The organism is Paraburkholderia mimosarum LMG 23256 = NBRC 106338 (genome assembly GCF_000739815.1).
Taxonomy (GTDB): Bacteria; Pseudomonadota; Gammaproteobacteria; order Burkholderiales; family Burkholderiaceae; genus Paraburkholderia; species Paraburkholderia mimosarum.
Genome location: NZ_BBJJ01000016.1, coordinates 1 through 16346 on the forward strand (window position 1 = coordinate 1; position 16346 = coordinate 16346).

At 65.5% G+C, this 16346-nt stretch carries 14 protein-coding genes; 13 read left to right on the forward strand and 1 reads right to left on the reverse strand.

All coding sequences use genetic code 11. From position 1 onward, the window contains the following. On the reverse strand, nucleotides 1-354 hold a 354-nt coding region (locus BMI01S_RS13750), incomplete at its 3' end, for a pyridoxal-phosphate dependent enzyme (protein ID WP_042289523.1). Between the two features lie 515 nt (nucleotides 355-869). On the opposite strand from BMI01S_RS13750, the gene BMI01S_RS13755 reads away from it, so the two are divergent. From BMI01S_RS13755 to BMI01S_RS13815, 13 genes are all read left to right on the forward strand, one after another. Continuing rightward, entirely contained in the window at nucleotides 870-4916 is a 4047-nt protein-coding gene (locus BMI01S_RS13755; protein WP_028211838.1) for a DUF3683 domain-containing protein, read from the forward strand. 42 nt (nucleotides 4917-4958) lie between these two features. Beyond that, nucleotides 4959-5384, forward strand: a complete 426-nt coding sequence (locus BMI01S_RS13760; protein ID WP_028211837.1) for an HIT family protein — start codon at nucleotides 4959-4961, stop codon at nucleotides 5382-5384. A gap of 73 nt (nucleotides 5385-5457) precedes the next feature. Further along, nucleotides 5458-5871 carry a gamma-butyrobetaine hydroxylase family protein gene (locus BMI01S_RS13765; protein ID WP_028211836.1) on the forward strand — a complete coding sequence of 138 codons (414 nt, stop codon included), beginning with the start codon at nucleotides 5458-5460 and terminating at the stop codon, nucleotides 5869-5871. Between the two features lie 91 nt (nucleotides 5872-5962). Continuing rightward, nucleotides 5963-6694 (forward strand): bifunctional demethylmenaquinone methyltransferase/2-methoxy-6-polyprenyl-1,4-benzoquinol methylase UbiE, encoded by a 732-nt coding sequence (ubiE, locus tag BMI01S_RS13770; RefSeq protein WP_028211835.1) that lies wholly within the window; start codon nucleotides 5963-5965, stop codon nucleotides 6692-6694. Nucleotides 6695-6730: 36 nt separating this feature from the next. Further along, nucleotides 6731-7762, forward strand: coding sequence for a Tim44 domain-containing protein (locus tag BMI01S_RS13775; protein ID WP_028230969.1), 1032 nt, complete (start codon nucleotides 6731-6733; stop codon nucleotides 7760-7762). Nucleotides 7763-7978: 216 nt separating this feature from the next. After that, nucleotides 7979-8614: a ubiquinone biosynthesis accessory factor UbiJ gene (locus BMI01S_RS13780; protein WP_028211833.1), complete on the forward strand. Its 636-nt coding sequence runs from the start codon at nucleotides 7979-7981 to the stop codon at nucleotides 8612-8614. Nucleotides 8615-8632: 18 nt separating this feature from the next. Beyond that, the gene (ubiB, locus tag BMI01S_RS13785; RefSeq protein ID WP_028211832.1) at nucleotides 8633-10210 is read left to right on the forward strand and encodes a ubiquinone biosynthesis regulatory protein kinase UbiB; all 1578 of its coding nucleotides are present in this window, start codon (nucleotides 8633-8635) and stop codon (nucleotides 10208-10210) included. Nucleotides 10211-10251: 41 nt separating this feature from the next. Beyond that, a complete protein-coding gene (locus BMI01S_RS13790; protein ID WP_028211831.1) occupies nucleotides 10252-10902 on the forward strand; it encodes a methyltransferase domain-containing protein in 651 nt (216 codons plus the stop codon). A 240-nt stretch (nucleotides 10903-11142) separates the two neighbouring features. Next, a complete protein-coding gene (locus BMI01S_RS13795) occupies nucleotides 11143-11517 on the forward strand; it encodes an FmdB family zinc ribbon protein (RefSeq protein WP_028211830.1) in 375 nt (124 codons plus the stop codon). Between the two features lie 88 nt (nucleotides 11518-11605). Next, the gene (locus BMI01S_RS13800; protein ID WP_028211829.1) at nucleotides 11606-12247 is read left to right on the forward strand and encodes a DUF502 domain-containing protein; all 642 of its coding nucleotides are present in this window, start codon (nucleotides 11606-11608) and stop codon (nucleotides 12245-12247) included. 62 nt (nucleotides 12248-12309) lie between these two features. Beyond that, a complete protein-coding gene (gene aspS / locus BMI01S_RS13805) occupies nucleotides 12310-14115 on the forward strand; it encodes an aspartate--tRNA ligase (protein ID WP_028211828.1) in 1806 nt (601 codons plus the stop codon). A gap of 159 nt (nucleotides 14116-14274) precedes the next feature. Then, the gene (gene nudB / locus BMI01S_RS13810) at nucleotides 14275-14799 is read left to right on the forward strand and encodes a dihydroneopterin triphosphate diphosphatase (RefSeq protein ID WP_042289527.1); all 525 of its coding nucleotides are present in this window, start codon (nucleotides 14275-14277) and stop codon (nucleotides 14797-14799) included. Next, nucleotides 14796-16184 (forward strand): phospholipase D-like domain-containing protein, encoded by a 1389-nt coding sequence (locus tag BMI01S_RS13815; protein WP_036018873.1) that lies wholly within the window; start codon nucleotides 14796-14798, stop codon nucleotides 16182-16184. The genes nudB and BMI01S_RS13815 overlap by 4 nt, the downstream gene beginning before the upstream one ends. Nucleotides 16185-16346 lie beyond the last annotated feature (162 nt).

The window sequence follows — 16346 nt, forward strand, 5'->3', positions numbered from 1 at the left end:
GGCGCCGCCATGGGCGCGCACCGCATCGACCTTCACTTGCGGCGTGGTGACGGGCACGCAGATCACGGCCTTCACGCCGAGCCTGGCCGCCGAAAGCGCCACGCCCTGCGCGTGATTGCCCGCCGAGGCGGTGATCACGCCGCGCTCGAGCTGCGCGGGCGTGAGATGCGCCATCTTGTTGTAGGCGCCGCGCAGCTTGAAGGAGAACACCGGCTGATTGTCCTCGCGCTTGAGGAACACCGCGTTGCGCAGGCGCGCCGAGAGGTTCGGGGCGCGTTCGAGTTCTGTCTCCCGGGCGACGTCGTAGACGCGGGCGGTGAGGATTTTCTTCAGGTAATCGTCGTGGGAGGCCATGCGAGGGCGCGCCGTGCGCGGGTTCAGTGCGGGAAAACGTCAATGATATCGCCAACGGCTCGCGCGCTGGCGGCGGGGCAGGCGAGCGGGGTTGGGCGTTTGATGGACATCGGGCCCCCCAGCCATGCCGGCCGCCGGTCGGCACAAGTGAATTTTTAGTGTCCGTAGGGCTTCCCGCGCTGCGTCAGCGCGGGTGCGGATCATGCGGTAAAATCCATTTTCGAAACAAGGATCGGAAGATGCACTGGCAACCCCGGACAGCCCATTTGATGCACGCGCGGCGCGAGACCCGCCCCGCGGCGCAGCGGCACGCCCGCCACGCACGATCGTGTCGCTAAGTCCGAGCGCCGGGGAACCATCGGCGTGAGTGTTGCCGCCATGTGCCTCCCCACCCCTTTCGTCCGCTGCCTGCCACAGGCGGATACGATTTCAGAATAGCGCCCCACGCGCCCCGTCGGCATTCGTCGCACCGGCAGAACGCCGTGCGTGGAGCTGGCTCAAAGAGTCGTCCAACCATGAACGCACCTCAAGTTTTCGATCCTCGCGGCGGCGCCGCCGCCGTGGCCGCCGACATCGAACCGCGCTTGCGCGAGATTCCCTATAACTACACGTCCTTTTCGGATCGCGAGATCGTCATCCGCCTGCTTGGCGAAGAGGCCTGGAACGCGCTCGCCGAGCTGCGCGCGGAGCGCCGCACCGGCCGCTCGGCGCGCATGCTTTACGAGGTGCTGGGCGACATCTGGGTCGTGCGCCGCAATCCCTATCTGCAGGACGACCTGCTCGACAACCCGAAGCGCCGCGCGCTGCTGATCGAGGCGCTCAACCACCGCCTTGCCGAAATCGAAAAGCGCCGCCGCGCCGACCTGGTCGAGCATGCCGACGAGGAAGGCGTGAGCCGCGCCGCGCGCGTCGAAACGCTGGTTGCCGCCACGCGCCGCGCCATCGACGCCTTCGCGGGCGAGTTCGACAAGATGGCGGACCTGCGCCGGCGCGCGACGAGGGTGCTCGGCAAGCGCACGGCCAAAGACAACATCCGCTTCGACGGTCTCGCGCGCGTCTCGCACGTGACCGACGCGACCGACTGGCGCGTCGAGTACCCGTTCGTCGTCCTCACGCCCGACACCGAAGCCGAAATCGCGGGCCTGATCAAGGCCTGCTTCGAGCTCGGCCTCACCGTGATTCCGCGCGGAGGCGGCACGGGCTACACGGGTGGCGCGGTGCCGCTCACGCCGTTCTCGGCCGTCATCAACACCGAAAAGCTCGAAGAGCTCGGCCCCGTCGAAATGACCGACCTGCCGGGCGTGAACCGCAAGGTGGCGACCATTTTCTCGGGCGCGGGCGTCGTCACCCGCCGCGTGACCGAGGCCGCCGACGCCGCGGGCTTCGTGTTCGCCGTCGACCCGACCTCGCTCGATGCGTCGTGCATCGGCGGCAACGTCGCGATGAACGCGGGCGGCAAGAAGGCCGTGCTGTGGGGCACGGCGCTCGACAATCTCGCCTGGTGGCGCATGGTCGATCCGCAGGGCAACTGGCTCGAAGTCACGCGCCTCGACCACAATCTCGGCAAGATCCATGACATTCCTGTCGCGCGCTTCGAGCTGAAGTGGTTCGACGGCGAGCACGCGCCGGGCGAAAAGCTGCTGCGCACCGAATGGCTCGATATCGAGGGCAAGCGTTTTCGCAAGGAAGGCCTCGGCAAGGACGTCACCGATAAATTCCTCGCGGGTCTGCCGGGCGTGCAGAAGGAAGGCTGCGACGGGCTCATCACGTCCGCGCGCTGGGTGCTGCACAAGATGCCCGCCCACACGCGCACGGTGTGCCTCGAATTCTTCGGCCAGGCGCGCGAGGCGATCCCGAGCATCGTCGAAATCAAGGACTATCTGTTCGAAACGTCGAAGCAGGGCGGCGCGATTCTCGCGGGTCTCGAGCACCTCGACGAACGCTATCTGCGTGCCGTGGGGTACGCGACCAAGAGCAAGCGCAACGCGTTCCCGAAGATGGTGCTGATCGGCGACATCGTCGGCGACGACGCCGATGCCGTGGCCACCGCGACCTCCGAAGTCATCCGCATGGCCAACGGCAAGAGCGGCGAGGGGTTCGTCGCGGTGTCCGCCGAGGCGCGCAAGCGCTTCTGGCTCGACCGCAGCCGCACGGCCGCCATCGCGAAGCACACCAACGCGTTCAAGATCAACGAAGACGTCGTGATCCCGCTCAATCGCATGGGCGAGTACACGGACGGCATCGAGCGCATCAACATCGAGCTGTCGATCAAGAACAAGCTGCAACTGGTCGACGCGCTCGAAGCGTTCTTCAAGGAAGGGAAGCTGCCGCTCGGCAAGACCGACGACGCGAACGAGATTCCCTCGGCGGAGCTGCTCGAAGACCGCGTGCAGCAGGCGCTCGATCTGCTCAAGCGCGTGCGCGAACGCTGGACCTTCGTGGGCGAAAAGCTCGACATGTCGCTGCGCGAGGCGCAGCACTATCTCGTGCAACTGGGCTACGAGGCGCTGGCGGAGAAGTTCGCCGACCGCGTCGACGCGCAGCCGGACGCCAGCGTCTTCCACGTGACCCAGGACCGCACGGTGCGCGTCTCGTGGAAAGAGGAGATTCGCGCGGAACTGCGCCAGATCTTCAACGGCGGCGCGTTCAAGCCGATCCTCGACGAAGCCCAGGCGATCCACAAGAAGGTGCTGCGCGGCCGCGTGTTCGTCGCGCTGCACATGCACGCCGGCGACGGCAACGTGCACACGAACCTGCCGGTCAACTCGGACAACTACGAGATGCTGCAGGACGCGCACCACGCGGTCGCGCGCATCATGAAGCTCGCGCGCTCGCTCGACGGCGTGATTTCGGGCGAGCATGGCATCGGCATCACGAAGCTCGAATTCCTCACCGATGACGAGATCGCCGAGTTCCGCGCCTACAAGCAGCGCGTCGATCCGCAAGGCCGCTTCAATGCGGGCAAGCTGCTCGAAGGCGCCGACCTGCGCAACGCCTACACACCTTCGTTCGGGCTGATGGGCTATGAATCGCTCATCATGCAGCAGTCCGACATCGGCGCGATCGCCGAATCGGTGAAGGACTGCCTGCGCTGCGGCAAGTGCAAGCCGGTATGCGCCACGCACGTGCCGCGCGCGAACCTGCTCTACAGCCCGCGCAACAAGATTCTCGCGACCTCGCTGCTGGTCGAGGCGTTCCTGTACGAAGAGCAGACGCGCCGCGGCGTGTCGATCAAGCACTGGGACGAGTTCAACGACGTGGCCGATCACTGCACGGTCTGCCACAAGTGCGTGACGCCGTGCCCGGTCAAGATCGACTTCGGCGACGTGACGATGAACATGCGCAACCTGCTGCGCAAGATGGGCAAGAAGAAGTTCAACGCGGGCAACGCGGCGGGCATGTTCTTCCTGAACGCCACTAATCCGCAGACCATCAATCTCGCGCGCGAAGTGATGATGGGCGTGGGCTACAAGGCGCAGCGCCTCGGCAACGATCTGCTCAAGAAGGTCGTGAAGAAGCAGACGGCGCATCCGCCCGCCACGACCGGCAAGCCGCCCGTGGTCGAGCAGGTGATCCACTTCGTCAACAAGAAGATGCCGGGCAACCTGCCGAAGAAGACGGCGCGCGCGCTGCTCGACATCGAGGACAACAAGATCGTGCCGATCATCCGCAACCCGAAGACGACGAGCGTCGATTCGGAAGCGGTGTTCTACTTCCCGGGCTGCGGCTCGGAGCGTCTGTTCTCGCAGGTGGGCCTCGCCACCCAGGCCATGCTGTGGGAGGCGGGCGTGCAGACCGTGCTGCCGCCGGGCTACCTGTGCTGCGGCTATCCGCAGCGCGGCTCGGGCCAGTACGACAAGGCCGAGAAGATCGTGACCGACAACCGCGTGCTGTTCCATCGGGTCGCGAACACGCTCAACTACCTCGACATCAAGACGGTGGTCGTGTCGTGCGGCACCTGCTACGACCAGCTGGCCGGTTATGAATTCGACAAGATCTTCCCGGGATGCCGCATCATCGACATCCACGAGTTCCTGCTGGAAAAGGGCATCAAGCTCGATGGCGTGACGGGCACGCGCTACATGTACCACGACCCGTGCCACACGCCGATCAAGACGATGGACCCGGTCAAGCTCGTCAATGAACTGATGGGCTCGGAGAAGGACGGCTACCGCATCGAGAAGAACGATCGCTGCTGCGGCGAATCGGGCACGCTGGCCGTCACGCGCCCGGACATTTCGACGCAGGTGCGCTTCCGCAAGGAAGAGGAAATCCGCAAGGGCGCGGCGAAGCTGCGCGGCATTCCGGTCACAGGCAACGGCGCGAACGGGGTGCAGCCGGCTACGCAGCAGGAAGCGGGCGGGCAGGGTACGGCGCAGGACGTCAAGATTCTGACGAGCTGCCCGTCGTGCCTCCAGGGTCTGTCGCGGTACAACGAAGACGCCAACATCGAAGCCGATTACATCGTGGTGGAAATCGCCCGACACGTACTTGGCGAAAACTGGATGGCGGACTACGTTCAGAGCGCGAACAATGGCGGAATCGAGCGCGTGCTGGTCTAATGGCAGCGCTCAATTTTCCGTGAAACCGGTTCGGGGACGACGATGAAATGCGTATTCTGCAATGAGGAAGGCGGCGATGTGCTGTGGCAGGACGAACGCATGCGCGTCGTGCTCGCGACCGCCGAAGCCGACTATCCCGGCTTCTGCCGGGTCATCTGGAATGAGCATGTCGCCGAGTTCTCGGACCTGGGCGCGGAAGACCGGGAGCATCTGATGCGCGTGGTGTATGCGGTCGAGCGCGCGCTGCGCCGCGTCATGCAGCCTTCGAAGGTGAATCTCGCGAGCCTTGGCAATCAGGTGCCGCATATGCACTGGCATGTGATTCCGCGCTTCACGAACGACGCGCATTTCCCGCTGCCCGTGTGGGCGCCGCGCCAACGCACGGTTTCGGAAGCGATGCTGGGCCAGCGCCGCGCGCAGGCTACGCTGCTGCGCGACGCGGTGCGCCAGGAGATGGACCAGGCCTGAGCAGGCGGCCGGCGGTGGACGGCCAACATGCGCTGATGGTGCGGTCAACACGCGGTCAAACGCAGGAACGAACATGAGTGGACTGAAATCCGATACGCCGGTGCCGACCGGCGTCGTGGTGCACGCCGTCTCGCACGTGCTCGAACTCCAGTATGCGAATGGCGAGAGCTATCGCGTGCCGTTCGAGCTGATGCGGGTCTATTCGCCTTCGGCGGAGGTGCGCGGCCATGGGCCCGGCCAGGAAACGCTGCAGACCGGCAAGCGCGAGGTGACCATCACGGCGCTCGAGGGTGTCGGCAACTACGCGCTGCAGCCGACGTTTTCGGACGGCCACAACACCGGCATCTATTCGTGGGACCAGCTCTACGAGCTCGCCACGCGGCAGGACGAACTCTGGGCCGATTATTTCGCCAGGTTGAAGGCGGCGGGCGTCGAGCGCGACGCCCCCATGGCGCCGCCGCCTGCAGCGCATGGCCACTGCCACTGACGCTTCCTGTTACGATCCTGCCCCGCCGCTCGTCTGACAGACACGGCGCACCCATCACAATAGAACACCCTTCCGCGAAAGGACGAGCGCGATGAGCAAAACCCACTTCGGCTATCAGACAGTCGACGAACAGGACAAGGCGAAGAAGGTGGCCGGCGTGTTTCACTCGGTCGCCTCGAACTACGACCTGATGAACGACCTGATGTCGGGCGGACTGCACCGCGCGTGGAAGGCCTTCACGATCGCGCAGGCGAACATCCGGCCGGGCGCGAAGGTGCTCGATATCGCGGGCGGCACCGGCGATCTGTCGATGGCGTTCGCGAAGAAGGCGGGCCCGACCGGCGAGGTCTGGCATACCGACATCAACGAGTCGATGCTGCGCGTGGGCCGCGACCGTCTCATCGACCGCGGCGTGATCACGCCGGCGCTGTTGTGCGACGCCGAGAAAATTCCCTTCCCCGACAACTACTTCGACGTGGTGACCGTGGCCTTCGGCCTGCGCAACATGACGCACAAGGACGTCGCGCTCGCCGAAATGCGCCGCGTGCTCAAGCCGGGCGGGCGCGTGCTCGTGCTCGAATTCTCGAAGGTCTGGGAGCCGCTCAAGAAGGCGTACGACGTTTATTCGTTCAAGGTGCTGCCGTGGCTGGGCCAGCGTTTCGCCCAGGACGCGGAGAGTTACCAGTACCTCGCGGAGTCGATCCGCATGCATCCCGATCAGGAAACACTCAAGACGATGATGGAACAAGTCGGCCTCGATGCCGTCAAATATTACAATTTGTCAGCTGGCGTGGTAGCCTTACACGTCGGTACAAAGTATTAGTGTTCCCAACTCTCTGTCTTTAAAGGAATTTCCGCTATGTCTGAGCCCCGCATCATTGCTTCCAAAAAGCTTTCAGTCTCGTGGGCCAGACGAATCGGCGTTCTGGCCATCGTCGGCGTGATAGTCGCCGGCAGCCTCGCGTCGTTCGACGCCGAGGCTCGCCGCATGGGTGGCGGCCGCAGCTTCGGCAAGCAGTCGTCAACGGCCACGCAGCGCAGCACGACGCCGCCGCCCGCGCAGCCCAGCTCGACGAATCCCGCGCAGCAAGCGGGCGCCCAGCGCGCGCCGGGCACGCCGGCTCCCACGCCCGCACCCGCACCGGCGCGCAATCGCTGGCTCGGGCCCATCGCGGGCCTCGCGGCCGGTCTCGGCATCGCGGCGCTGCTCTCGCACTTCGGTCTTGGCGAAGCGTTCGCGGGCATGATGGCCAACATGATCGTCATCGCGCTGATCGCCTTCATCGCGATCTGGCTGATCCGCAAGTTCATGAGCCGCCGCCGCGCCGCGGAACCCGCGTACCAGACCGGTGGCGGATATGCCTCGTCGAGCAACCTGAGCCAGTCGTCCGGTGGGTATCAACCGCAGGAGCCGCGCTATACCGCGCCGCCTACGGGGCAGTACCTCGCGCCTGAAGCCAATCCGCTCAGCACGCCGCATATCGATACGCCGCCGGCTGCAGGTGCGTCGATTCCCGCGGGCTTCGACACCGAAGCCTTCCTGCGCAACGCGAAGGTCTACTTCGTGCGTCTGCAGGCCGCGTGGGACGCGGGCAACATGGACGACATCCGCGAGTTCACGACGCCCGAGATGTTCGCCGAAATCCGCGTCGATCTCGCGGGCCGCGGCGCGCAGCCCAACCAGACCGACGTCGTGCAGCTCAACGCGGACCTTCTCGGTGTGGAAGATCGCGGCAGCGAATATCTCGCAAGCGTGCGCTTCTCCGGCCTGATCCGCGAAAGCGCGGGCGCGCCGGCCGATCCGTTCGTCGAAATCTGGAATCTCTCGAAGTCGCGCACGTCGGGCGAAGGCTGGCTCCTCGCGGGCATTCAGCAGGTCGAGTCGCACTGAGTCCGCAGGGCGGCCGCGCGCTTCGTGAATTGATTCGGATCATGGAGTGCGGCGTCTGCACGTTGTCCGCCCGTTGTCTACCCGTCACGCCGCCGCCGCGCCACGTCGTATCGGGCAGGGCGGCGGCGCGATCCTGCGGCTCGAACGTTACGCTCGAACGTTACAATAGGAACCCGCCCGGGCTGGTGCCCGTGCGGGTTTTCTTATTTCATGCCGATGACTCTCGCCGCCAAGCCCTTCGCTGCTGCCGTCAATCACCTGCTCGCGCGCGAAACGTGGGCGCGTGAGCGCCTCGCTCCCTATGCCGGCAAGACCGCGCGCCTCACGTGTGAGCCCGTCGTGCTCACGCTGCTGGTGCTGCCGGACGGGTATCTGGGCGCGGTCGAGGACCACGATGCCGGCGGTGTCGATGTCACGCTATCGGTGCCCGCGGGCGCGCTCTCCTCGTTCGTGCAAGGCGGCCAGGCGGCCGTCATGAAGCACGTGAAGATCGAGGGCGATGCCGAGTTCGCGCAAGTCATCGGCAAGCTTGCCGAGCATTTGCGCTGGGAACCCGAAGAGGATCTCGCGAACCTGATTGGCGACGCCCCGGCTTCCCGCATCGCCGCGCTTGCGCGCGCCGCGGGCGAGCAGGCCTGGCGCACGGGGCGCAACGTGCTCGGCTCGGTCACGGAATATCTGCTCGACGAGAATCCGCAACTGGTGCGGCGCGTCGAGCTGGAAGGCTTCAACGAGGAGCTGTCGCGCGCACGCGATGCGTTGGCGCGCGTCGAAAAGCGCATCGAGCGGATCGAACAAAAATCACAGGCCAGGGGCGCGAGCCAGAGCGCTGCGCCGCGCGGCTCGCGCTAGTCAACAGGCTTCCCAGACATGCGTTTTCTGCGTTTTCTCAAGATTTTCTTCACCGTCATCCGCTTCGGCCTCGACGAGATGATGTTGAGCCGGATCAACGACCGGCGCGTCGCGCTGCTCCTGCGCATCACGACGATCGGTCGGCGCTTCGACGATCCGCCCGGCGTGCGTCTGCGTCTTGCACTGGAAAGCCTCGGCCCGATCTTCGTCAAGTTCGGCCAGGTGCTGTCTACGCGCCGCGACCTGCTGCCGCCCGACATCGCCAACGAACTCGCCAAGCTGCAGGACCAGGTGCCGCCGTTCGATTCGAACGTGGCGATCGGCCTGATCGAGAAATCGCTGGGCGCGCATGTCGATAAGATTTTCGACGAGTTCGAGCGGGTGCCGGTGGCGAGCGCCTCGATCGCGCAGGTGCACTTCGCGAAGGTGAAGTCGGGCCAGCACGCGGGCAAGCCCGTGGCGGTCAAGGTGCTGCGCCCCAACATGCGCCCGGTGATCGATTCCGACCTCGCGCTCCTGCGCGACCTCGCCGTGTGGGCCGAGCGTCTGTGGGCAGACGGCAAGCGCCTGAAGCCGCGCGAGGTGGTCGCGGAGTTCGACAAGTACCTGCACGACGAGCTCGATCTGATGCGCGAGGCCGCCAACGGCAGCCAGTTGCGCCGCAACTTCGCGGGCCTCGATCTGCTGCTCGTGCCGGAGATGTACTGGGAGTACAGCACACCCAACGTCCTCGTGATGGAGCGCATGGTCGGCGTGCCGATCAGCCAGGTGGACAAGCTGCGCGCGGCCGGGGTGGACATTCCGAAGCTCGCGCGCGAGGGCGTCGAGATCTTCTTCACGCAGGTGTTTCGCGACGGCTTCTTCCACGCGGACATGCACCCCGGCAACATCCAGGTGAGCCTCGATCCCGCGCATTTCGGCCGCTATATCGCGCTCGACTTCGGCATCGTCGGCGCGTTGTCGGACTTCGACAAGAACTACCTCGCGCAGAACTTCCTCGCCTTCTTCAAGCGCGACTATCACCGCGTGGCGACCCTCCACATCGAGTCGGGCTGGGTGCCGCCCCATACGCGCGTGGAAGAGCTGGAAAGCGCGATTCGCGCCGTGTGCGAGCCGTATTTCGACCGCGCACTGAAGGACATTTCGCTCGGCCAGGTGCTGCTGCGACTGTTCCAGACTTCGCGACGCTTCAACGTGGAAATCCAGCCGCAGCTCGTGCTGCTGCAAAAGACCATGCTCAACGTCGAGGGCCTCGGGCGCTCGCTCGATCCGGAGCTGGATCTGTGGAAAACGGCGAAGCCTTACCTCGAACGCTGGATGACCGAGCAGATCGGCCTGCGCGGCTGGTACGAGCGCTTCAAGATCGAGGCGCCCCAGTGGAGCAAGACGCTGCCGCAACTGCCACGCCTCGTGCATCAGATGCTGCTGCATCGCCAGGAACCGGGCGGACTCGCCAATGACGAGACAATCCGCCAGATGCTCGCCGAGCAACGGCGCACAAATCGGCTGCTGCAGGGCTTGCTGGTGTTCGGCGCAGCGGTGGGCGTGGGCATGGTGGCGGCGCGCGTGTGGCTGGCCTTTGCCTACGGTGGCTGAAATGCGCCGCCAGGACAGCGTACGAGACGAGGAGTGAGACGATGAGCGACCCGACCCTGCCGCCGCAACCGGGCGACGCGCCCGAGTTCGAAACCCGCGATCCGGCGTCGCCCTCGTTCTGGGACGAGCGCTTCGCACGCGGCTTCACGCCGTGGGACCAGGCGGGCGTGCAGCGCGAGTTCGAGGCCTTCGCCGCCGCGCACCCCGAGGCCGCCGTGCTGATTCCGGGCTGCGGCAACGCCTGGGAGGCGCGCTGGCTCGCCGAGCGCGGCCGCGCGGTGCGCGCCATCGACTTCGCGCCGGCCGCGGTCGCGAGCGCGCGCGCGGCGCTGGGCCAGTACGCAGACGTGGTCGAAGAGGCGGACTTTTACACCTACCAGCCGCCATTCACACCAGCCTGGGTGTTCGAGCGTGCCTTCCTGTGCGCATTGCCCAAAGCGCAGCGCGCAGCGTACGCGAGGCGCATGGCCGATCTGCTGCAACCGGGCGCGCTGCTCGCGGGCTACTTCTTCATTGGCGAGACACCCAACGGGCCGCCGTTCGCCATCGCGCGTGACGAGCTCGACGCCTTGCTCACGCCGTTCTTCACACTGGTGGACGATCGACCCGTGGCCGACTCGCTGCCCATCTTCGCAGGGCGCGAGCGCTGGCTCGTGTGGCGCCGTCACGACGACGCGCCGCCACGCGCTTGAGCGCTGAGAGGCGCTGGCGAGCGCCTTGCCCGGCAGGCGCGCGGGGCATTAGCCTCCCGGCAGAGCCGCGCGTGCTCTTGATGCGCGCGCGACCCGCCCTCATCTGAACCCGGGCGGCCGCAACCTCCGACGCTTCCCGCTGGACAGCCAACCCCCGGTAAATGCCAGGGGCGATCCTGGTTTGCGGCTATAATTCAAGGCTTTGCAAGCAATTATCAGATTTTCATCAGGATAGAGATCATGCCGATCTACGCTTATCGCTGCGAGTCGTGCGGCTTCGACAAGGACGTGCTGCAAAAGATTAGCGATGCGCCCCTGACGCAGTGCCCGAGCTGCGGCGCGGACACCTTTCGCAAACAGGTCACGGCCGCCGGCTTTCAGCTGAAAGGTTCGGGCTGGTACGTCACCGATTTCCGTGGCGGCAACAGCGGCGGCAAGAGCGCTGCGGCGACGGGTGCAAAGGACAATGCGGCGGGCGAGAGCGCGGCGTCGTCCGAGAGCGGCAAGCCGGCGGGCGAGAGCGCTGCCAACGGATCAGGCGCAGCGGCTCCCGCGGCGGCGAGCGGCACGGCCAGCAGTGCGCCGAGCGCGCCGAGCCCGGCGGCCTCGACCTGAAAACCCGCGGCGCGATTCCTGCGGATCGCGCCGCGCCATTGCCACGCCGGCATAACCGATGCCGTGCGCGGCCCGCTTGGCGGTGTACATGACGATCAAGAAAGCGACGTTCAAATCGGTATTTCTGACTGGCCTTCTCGTGCTGGTGCCGTTGGCCATCACGCTGTGGGTGCTGAACCTCGTCATCGGCACGATGGATCAGACGCTGCTGCTGCTGCCCGAGTCGTGGCGGCCGGAGCGCATGTTCCACATGCGCCTGCCGGGCCTCGGCGCGGTGCTCACGCTCGCGTTCATCTTCGGCGTGGGTCTGCTCACGCACAACTTCATCGGGCAGAAGCTGGTGGAGTGGTGGAACGTGCTGGTGCGGCGCATTCCCATCGTCGGGCCGCTGTACGGCAGTATCCAGCAGGTTTCCGATACACTGCTTTCGAGCAACGGCAACGCATTTCGCAAGGCACTCCTGATCGAATACCCGCGCAAGGGTTCGTGGACGATCGCGTTTCTCACCGGCATTCCGGGCGGCGACGTGGTCAACCACCTGCAGGAAGATCACGTGAGCGTGTATGTGCCGACTACGCCGAATCCCACGTCGGGCTTTTTCCTGATGGTGCCGAAGAGCGAGGTCGTCGAGCTGGACATGACCGTCGACGCCGCGCTCAAGTATATTGTTTCGATGGGCGTGGTCGCGCCGGCTACCTCTCCACGCCGCCATATCGATCCTCCGCTTTAATACCGGACGACGCGCGCCGCGCGCCGCTCCCGTTCATTCATGCATAACGAAAGACGAACATCATGTCGATGAGATCTGAATACTGCGGTCTGGTGACCGAACAGCTGCTGGGCCAAACTGTTTCGCTGTGCGGATGGGTGCATCGCCGCCGTGACCATGGCGGCGTCATCTTCATCGACCTGCGCGACCGCGAGGGCCTCGTTCAGGTCGTCTGCGATCCCGATCGCGCGGAGATGTTCAAGATCGCCGAAGGCGTGCGCAACGAATTCTGCGTGCAAGTGAAGGGCGTCGTTCGCAATCGTCCGGAAGGCACGGTCAACGCGAACCTCACGAGCGGCAAGATCGAAGTGCTGTGCCACGAGCTCGTGGTGCTCAACGCATCGGTCACGCCGCCGTTCCAGCTCGACGACGACAACCTCTCGGAAACCACGCGTCTCACGCACCGCGTGCTCGACCTGCGCCGTCCGCAGATGCAGCACAACCTGCGCCTGCGCTATCGCGTGACGATGGCCGTGCGCAAGTATCTCGACGCGCTCGGCTTCATCGACATCGAAACGCCGATGCTCACGAAGAGCACGCCGGAAGGCGCGCGCGACTACCTCGTGCCGTCGCGCGTGAACGCGGGGCAGTTCTTCGCACTGCCGCAGTCGCCGCAGCTCTTCAAGCAGCTGCTGATGGTCGCCAACTTCGATCGCTACTATCAGATCGTCAAGTGCTTCCGCGACGAAGACCTGCGCGCCGATCGTCAGCCCGAATTCACGCAGATCGACTGCGAAACGTCGTTCCTCGGCGAGCAGGAAATCCGCGACCTGTTCGAAGACATGGCGCGTCACGTGTTCAAGGAAACGATCGGCGTCGAGCTCGATGCGAAGTTCCCGATCATGCCGTACTCGGAAGCCATGAGCCGCTTCGGCTCGGACAAGCCGGACCTGCGCGTGAAGCTCGAATTCACCGAGCTGACCGACGCCATGAGGGACGTCGATTTCAAGGTGTTCAGCACGCCGGCCAACACGAAGGACGGCCGCGTCGCGGCGCTGCGCGTGCCGAAGGGCGGCGAGCTTTCGCGCGGCGACATCGACGGCTACACCGAGTTCGTGCGGATCTACGGCGCGAAGGGTCTCGCGTGGATCAAGGTCAACGAAGCCGCCAAGGGCCGTGACGGTCTGCAAAGCCCGATCGTCAAGAACCTGCACGACGCCGCGATCGCCGCGATCCTCGAGCGCACCGGCGCGCAGGATGGCGACATCATCTTCTTCGCGGCGGACCGCGCGAAGGTCGTGAACGACAGCCTCGGCGCACTGCGCCTGAAGATCGGCCACTCGGAGTTCGGCAAGGCCAACGGTCTCGTCGAGAAGGGCTGGAAGCCGCTGTGGGTCATCGACTTCCCGATGTTCGAGTACGACGAGGAAGAGAACCGCTACGTGGCCGCGCATCACCCGTTCACGAGCCCGAAGGACGAGCACCTCGAATACCTCGAAACGGATCCGGGCCGCTGCCTCGCCAAGGCCTACGACATGGTGCTGAACGGCTGGGAAATCGGCGGCGGCTCGGTGCGTATCTATCAGGAAGACGTGCAGAGCAAGGTGTTCCGCGCACTCAAGATCGGTCCCGATGAGGCGCGCGCGAAGTTCGGCTTCCTGCTCGACGCGCTGCAGTACGGCGCGCCGCCGCACGGCGGTATCGCTTTCGGTCTCGACCGCATCGTCACGATGATGGCCGGCGCCGACTCGATCCGCGACGTGATCGCGTTCCCGAAGACGCAACGCGCGCAGTGTCTGCTCACGCAGGCGCCGAGCGCGGTGGACGAGAAGCAGCTTCGCGAACTGCACATCCGTCTGCGTCAGCCCGAGCAGAAGACGGCGCAGTAAGCAGCGCAGCGCCGGGCGCTCCGCCCCGGTGCCCCCCGCGAGCTTTTGCATCGCAACGACAAAAAAGGCGCATCGTGCGCCTTTTTTGCTTTTTGCGTTAAATTACCTTTAGACGCGCCGCAAGCGCGCAGCGCGCGTTCCTCCCCACGCTCCATCGCCATGCAGAAGCCGCCGAAGATTCCGGAATCCGTACTCGTCGTCATCCACACGCCGCAGTTGGAGGTCCTGATCATCGAACGCGCCGACCGGCCCGGCTTCTGGCAGTCCGTCACCGGCTCGAAGGATCGCCTCGACGAGCCATTCGCCGAAACCGCCGTGCGCGAAGTGGCCGAGGAGACGGGGATTGCCGTCGGCACCGATGGTGTGCCGCAGGCGGCGCTGCTCGACTGGCGTCACGAGATCGAGTACGAAATCTATCCCGTCTGGCGGCATCGCTATGCGCCCGGCGTCACGCGCAACACCGAGCACTGGTTCAGCCTGGAAGTGCCCACGGGCACAGTCGTCACGCTCGCGCCGCGCGAGCATACGGCGTATCTGTGGCTGCCTTACGAGGAAGCGGCGGCGAAGTGCTTCTCGTGGTCGAACCGCGAGGCCATCCTTCAGCTACCGTCCCGGCTGCGCGAGGGGCGCGAGGGGCGCAAGCGGCGCGACGGAGATGAAGCGACTCAAGTGAGCGGAACATGAGCGAGACGAGCACCGATCCGGGCATCGAATCGCAGCGCGTCGTGAGGCTGCGCGAGGCGCTCCTCGGTCGGCGCTATCGTTCGCGTTACCGCTTCACCAGCGGCAATGACGTGCGGCTGTTCGGCTCCAGCGCGGATCTCTTCGGCGCGATGATCGCGCGCATCGACGCAGCCACGCGCGACGTCGCCCTCGAAACTTATATCTTCTGCGACGACGCCATCGGCCGCTCGCTCTCCGACGCGCTCCTGCGCGCGGCGGCGCGTGGGGTGCGCGTGCGCGTCATCACCGACGGCATCGGCTCGCCGCGCATCGGGCTGTTCGAGGTGTGGCTCGGTGCGGGCGTCGAGCATCGCGTCTACAACCCGCATATCTTCGGGCGGTTCGGCTTTTCGCGCACGCACCGCAAGCTCGCCGTGATCGACGACCAGTTTGCGTATTGTGGCGGCATCAACGTGATCGACGATATCGAGCAGGATGGCCGCAAGCTGCCGTATCCACGCTGGGATTTCGCCGTCGAACTGCACGGCCCCGTGGTCGTCGATGTCCGACTCGCGATCGAACAGCAGTGGCGGCGCATCCGGCTCGGCTACCGCCCGCCGCTGCCGCAGGCGCTCTCGCCCGGCGTGCCCGCGAGCGCGGGCTTCATGGCGCCGCATCCGACCGGTCACACGGTGGGTCGCCCAACACAGATCGTGGACGACGCGCTGCGCGCGCTAACGCCCACCGTGCGCTCGCCTCGCACGAGACACTTGTTCACGCGCCTGCGCGAACGGCTGCGCGCGAGCGTGCGCGACCCGCGCTCGGCGCAGGTGCCGTGCGTGGCCTTCGTCGCGCGCGACAACGTGGTGAACCGGCGCGCCATCGAGAAGGCCTATCTCGACGCCATCGGCGAGGCGCGCAAGGAAGTGCTGCTCGCCAATCCGTACTTCATGCCGGGACGGCGGCTGCGGCGCGCGCTCGTTTCGGCCGCCGAGCGCGGCGTGGCGATCAGGCTTCTCGTCGGACGAAAGGAATTCAAGGTGCTCGACTACGGGGTGCCGTTCCTCTACCACTCGCTGCTCAGTGCGGGCGTGCAGATCGCCGAATACGAGAAAACGATGCTGCACGGCAAGGTGGCCGTCGTCGATTCGAGTTGGGCCACCGTGGGGTCGTCCAACCTCGACGCGCTCAGCCTCGTGCTCAACAACGAGGCGAACGTGCTGCTGGTCGAGCATCCCCAGATCGAGCAACTGCGCGGCGAGATTCTCGCCGCCTTCGGCGACTCCGTGGAAATCGACCGCGCGAGTTACGAGGCGCGGCCCTGGCAAGTGCGCGCCGTGAACTGGCTCGCGTGGGCGTTTTATCGAGCGCTCATGAAGCTCATCACCGTGGGCAGCTACGACTAGAACGGCGAGACGCGAGAAAGTCGCCGGAAAGCGTCGTCCGAACGATGCGCCTGCCATACGAGTCCCTGCACGTGCAATCGAGAGAATGTCGGCTTGCGCCCGGTGTACGAACCCCGAAAATTAGCGTACCGGTTAGAAATCGGTTTCTAATAAAGTCCTTGT